We start from the raw sequence: 4,389 nt of genomic DNA on the forward strand, positions 1-4,389 counted from the left end.
CTGGCCGCCGCCTGTGCGGCGCTGGAGGATGCCGATTACCTGGCCAAAAGCCGTCAGGTCAATGATGCCGGCATGGCGCAGCTGGAAGCCGGTTTGCGCGAGCTGGGCCTGAGCTGGAGTCCCTCGAAAGGCAACTTTATCGCGGTGGATTTCGCTCGCGATACCGCGGCGATCAATCAGGCGTTGCTGCGCGCCGGAGTGATAGTGCGGCCGGTGGCCGGTTACGGCATGCCCAATTTTCTGCGGGTGTCCATCGGTTTGCCGGCAGAGAATGCGCGCTTCCTCGAAGCGCTGACCAAGGTGCTGAGCGCGTGAGGGAGTCGAAGCCGTTTGTCACCCCAGTGCAATCAGTCGCCCCTATGATCGGCCGCCTGGTGGTGATTGGTCTGGGTCTGATCGGCGGTTCCTTCGCCAAGGGCCTGCGTGAGCGCGGCCTGTGTCGCGAGGTGGTGGGCGTCGATCTGGACCCCGAGTCGCGCCGCCTGGCGGTCGAGCTGGGGGTGGTGGATCGCTGCGAGACCGATCTGATCGCCGCCTGTCAGGGCGCCGAGGTGATCCAGTTGGCGGTGCCTATCCTGGCCATGGAAAAGCTGCTGGGCGAGCTGGCCAAGTTCGATCTGGGGGCTGCGGTGCTCACCGATGTCGGTAGCGCCAAGGGCAATGTGGTGCGCGCCGCGGGTCTGGCCTTTGCCGGCAAAGCCGTGCGTTTCGTCCCGGGACATCCCATCGCCGGCTCCGAGCAGAGCGGCGTCGAGGCGGCCAATGGCGAGCTGTTCCGCCGCCACAAGGTGATTCTCACCCCGTGCGAGCAGAGCGACGAGCAGGCCCTGGCCCTGGTCGATACCCTGTGGCGCGGGCTGGGGGCGGATGTCGAGCATATGCAGGTCGAGCACCACGATCAGGTGCTGGCGGCCACCAGTCATCTGCCGCACCTGCTGGCTTTTACCCTGGTCGACTCGCTGGCTAAGCGCAGCGAGAACCTGGAGATCTTTCGTTACGCCGCCGGCGGCTTTCGCGACTTCACGCGAATCGCCGGCAGCGATCCACTGATGTGGCATGACATCTTCCTCGCCAACCGCGAGGCGGTGCTGCGCACCTTGGATGTATTTCGCGACGACCTCGACGCTTTGCGTGATGCGGTCGACGCAGGGGATGGGCATCAACTGCTGGGCGTCTTTACCCGCGCCCGGGTGGCCCGTGAGCATTTCGGCAAAATTCTGGCCCGTAGGGCCTATGTGGACGCTATGCACTCGAATGATCTGATTTTCCTGGCTAATCCCGGCGGCAAGCTGTCTGGACGCATTCGCGTACCGGGCGACAAATCCATCTCGCACCGCTCGATCATGCTCGGCTCCCTGGCCGAAGGCATCACAGAGGTGGAAGGTTTCCTCGAGGGCGAAGACGCCCTGGCCACCCTGCAGGCCTTCCGCGATATGGGCGTGGTCATCGAAGGCCCGCACCATGGCCGCGTGACCATCCATGGCGTTGGCTTGCATGGCTTGCAGCCGCCACCTGGGCCCATCTATCTGGGCAACTCCGGCACGTCCATGCGGCTGCTCAGCGGTCTGCTGGCGGCGCAGCCTTTCGATGCGACCCTGACCGGCGATGCCTCACTGTCCAAGCGGCCGATGAATCGCGTGGCCAAGCCGCTGCGTGAGATGGGCGCGGTGATCGAGACCGGGCCGGAAGGTCGTCCGCCACTGACCATTCGTGGCGGTCAACGTCTGTCTGGTATGAACTATGAAATGCCGATGGCCAGTGCTCAGGTCAAGTCCTGCCTGCTGCTCGCCGGGCTGTACGCCGCGGGTTCTACCTCGGTCACCGAGCCTGCACCAACTCGCGACCACACCGAGCGCATGCTGCGTGGCTTTGGCTACCCGGTTACGGTCGACGGCAGCACGGCGAGCCTCGAGTCGGGGCACAAGCTGACCGCCACCCATATCGAGGTGCCGGCGGATATTTCCTCGGCGGCCTTCTTCCTGGTGGCCGGCAGCATTGCCGAAGACTCCGAGCTGGTGCTGGAGCATGTCGGCATCAACCCGACCCGCACCGGGGTGATCGATATCCTCAAGCTGATGGGCGGCGATATCAGCCTGGAAAACCAGCGCATCGTGGGCGGTGAGCCGGTGGCGGATATCCGCGTGCGCAGCGCCAAGCTCAAAGGCATCGAGATTCCGGAAGAGCTGGTGCCGCTGGCCATCGACGAATTCCCGGTGCTGTTTGTGGCGGCATCCTGCGCCGAGGGTCGCACCGTACTGCGTGGCGCCGAAGAGCTGCGGGTCAAGGAGTCCGACCGCATCCAGGTGATGGCCGACGGCCTGCTCGCCCTGGGCGTCAAGGCCGAGCCGACCCCGGATGGCATCATCATCGAAGGCGGCAGCATAGGCGGGGGCGAGGTGTGGAGCCATGGCGACCACCGTATCGCCATGTCTTTCAGCGTGGCTTCGCTGCGCGCCACCGCGCCCATTCGTATCCACGACTGCGCCAATGTCGCCACTTCATTCCCCAACTTCCTGGCCCTGTCTGCCCAGGTCGGTATCCGCGTAGCCGAGGAGGGCAAGGCATGATCATCGCGCCAGTTATCACCATCGACGGGCCAAGCGGCTCGGGCAAGGGCACCATCGCCGGTTTGTTGGCCAAACAGCTGGGCTGGAATCTGCTGGATTCCGGGGCGCTCTATCGCTTGCTGGCCTTCGCCGCGAGCAATCATGGCGTTGACCTGACCAACGAAGAAGCGATGAAATTGCTTGCCGCTCATCTGGATGTGCAATTCGTTGCCGCGGGTGGCGCTCAGGGTCAGCGTATTATTCTGGAAGGCGAAGAGGTCACCGACGCCATTCGCAACGAGCAAATCGGCGCGGGTGCCTCGCAAGTGGCGTCCTTGCCGGCCGTGCGCGAGGCCTTGCTGCAGAGGCAGCAGGCGTTTCAGGAGATGCCGGGGTTGGTGGCCGACGGTCGCGATATGGGCACCGTGGTATTTCCCGACGCACCGCTCAAGGTTTTTCTCACCGCCAGCGCCGAGGAACGTGCTCGTCGCCGTTACTTACAGTTGAAGGCCAAGGGAGATGATGTTAATCTCGCGAGTCTTCTTGATGAGATTTTGGCGCGCGACGAGCGCGATACCCAGCGCGCAGTGGCTCCGCTCAAGCCGGCAGTCGATGCGATACAGCTGGATTCCACCGAGCTTTCCATCGAGCAAGTAATGGAACGTATTCTGAGCGAGGTCGCCAGCCGCGATCTCGCCGGATAACAAGAGCCCCAGCTGCCTAAGTTGGTCAGCTCGCAAGGAGGCATACGGGAACCCAGTCCTAGTCCCGTAGGCCTCTTTTTACATAAACGTACCCACATTGTCTGGAATGTGGTTTGGGCGGATTCCCTGCCCTGAATCAACAGGAATTAAAATGAGCGAAAGCTTTGCTGAACTGTTTGAAGAAAGCCTAAAAACCCTGAACCTTCAGGCTGGCTCGATCATCACCGCTATCATCGTCGACATCGATTACCAAGCTGGTTGGGTAACCGTTCACGCTGGTTTGAAGTCTGAAGGCCTCATCCCGCTGGAGCAGTTCCACAACGACGCTGGCGAGCTGACCATCAAGGTCGGTGACGAAGTTCACGTTGCGCTGGACGCGGTTGAAGATGGCTTTGGTGAAACCAAGCTGTCCCGCGAAAAAGCCAAGCGTGCCGAGTGCTGGATCGTTCTGGAAGCAGCTTTCGCCGCTGAGGAAGTGGTTACGGGCGTTATCAACGGTAAGGTTAAGGGCGGCTTCACGGTCGACGTTAACGGCATCCGTGCGTTCCTCCCAGGTTCCTTGGTCGATGTCCGTCCGGTGCGTGATACCACTCACCTGGAAGGCAAAGAGCTCGAATTCAAAGTCATCAAGCTGGACCAGAAGCGCAACAACGTTGTCGTTTCCCGCCGCAGCGTGCTGGAAGCCGAGAACAGCGCCGAGCGCGAAGCTCTGCTGGAATCCCTGCAGGAAGGTCAGCAAGTCAAGGGTATCGTCAAGAACCTCACCGACTACGGCGCGTTCGTGGATCTGGGTGGCGTCGACGGCCTGCTGCACATCACCGACATGGCTTGGAAGCGCATCAAGCATCCGTCGGAAATCGTCAACGTTGGCGATGAAATCGACGTCAAGATCCTCAAGTACGATCGCGAGCGCAACCGTGTTTCCCTCGGCCTCAAGCAGCTGGGCGAAGATCCATGGGTTGCCATCAAGGCGCGTTACCCGCAGGACACCCGTGTTACTGCGCGCGTAACCAACCTGACCGACTACGGCTGCTTCGCCGAGCTGGAAGAAGGCGTGGAAGGCCTGGTGCACGTATCCGAAATGGATTGGACCAACAAGAACATCCACCCGTCCAAAGTCGTTAACGTCGGCGACGAAG

At 62.0% G+C, this 4,389-nt stretch carries 4 protein-coding genes; all 4 read left to right on the forward strand.

Translation table 11 applies throughout. From position 1 onward, the window contains the following. The coding region (locus Q8Q83_RS06550) for an aminotransferase class I/II-fold pyridoxal phosphate-dependent enzyme (protein WP_305622197.1) at positions 1-315 on the forward strand (315 nt) is incomplete at its 5' end. Positions 316-359: 44 nt separating this feature from the next. Continuing rightward, positions 360-2,567, forward strand: coding sequence for a bifunctional prephenate dehydrogenase/3-phosphoshikimate 1-carboxyvinyltransferase (locus Q8Q83_RS06555; RefSeq protein WP_305622199.1), 2,208 nt, complete (start codon positions 360-362; stop codon positions 2,565-2,567). Further along, positions 2,564-3,250 carry a (d)CMP kinase gene (cmk, locus tag Q8Q83_RS06560; RefSeq protein ID WP_305622201.1) on the forward strand — a complete coding sequence of 229 codons (687 nt, stop codon included), beginning with the start codon at positions 2,564-2,566 and terminating at the stop codon, positions 3,248-3,250. The genes Q8Q83_RS06555 and cmk overlap by 4 nt, the downstream gene beginning before the upstream one ends. Positions 3,251-3,401: 151 nt before the next feature. Then, a partial coding sequence (locus Q8Q83_RS06565) for a 30S ribosomal protein S1 (protein ID WP_305622203.1) occupies positions 3,402-4,389 on the forward strand: 988 nt, incomplete at its 3' end.

This window comes from Pseudomonas sp. (genome assembly GCF_030696055.1).
Lineage (GTDB): Bacteria > Pseudomonadota > Gammaproteobacteria > Pseudomonadales > Pseudomonadaceae > Aquipseudomonas.

Coding starts and splice junctions, on each gene's coding strand:
- Q8Q83_RS06555 (WP_305622199.1), top strand. CDS start 360: ATGATCGGCCGCCTGGTGGTGATTGGTCTGGGTCTGATCGGCGGTTCC.
- cmk (WP_305622201.1), top strand. CDS start 2,564: ATGATCATCGCGCCAGTTATCACCATCGACGGGCCAAGCGGCTCGGGC.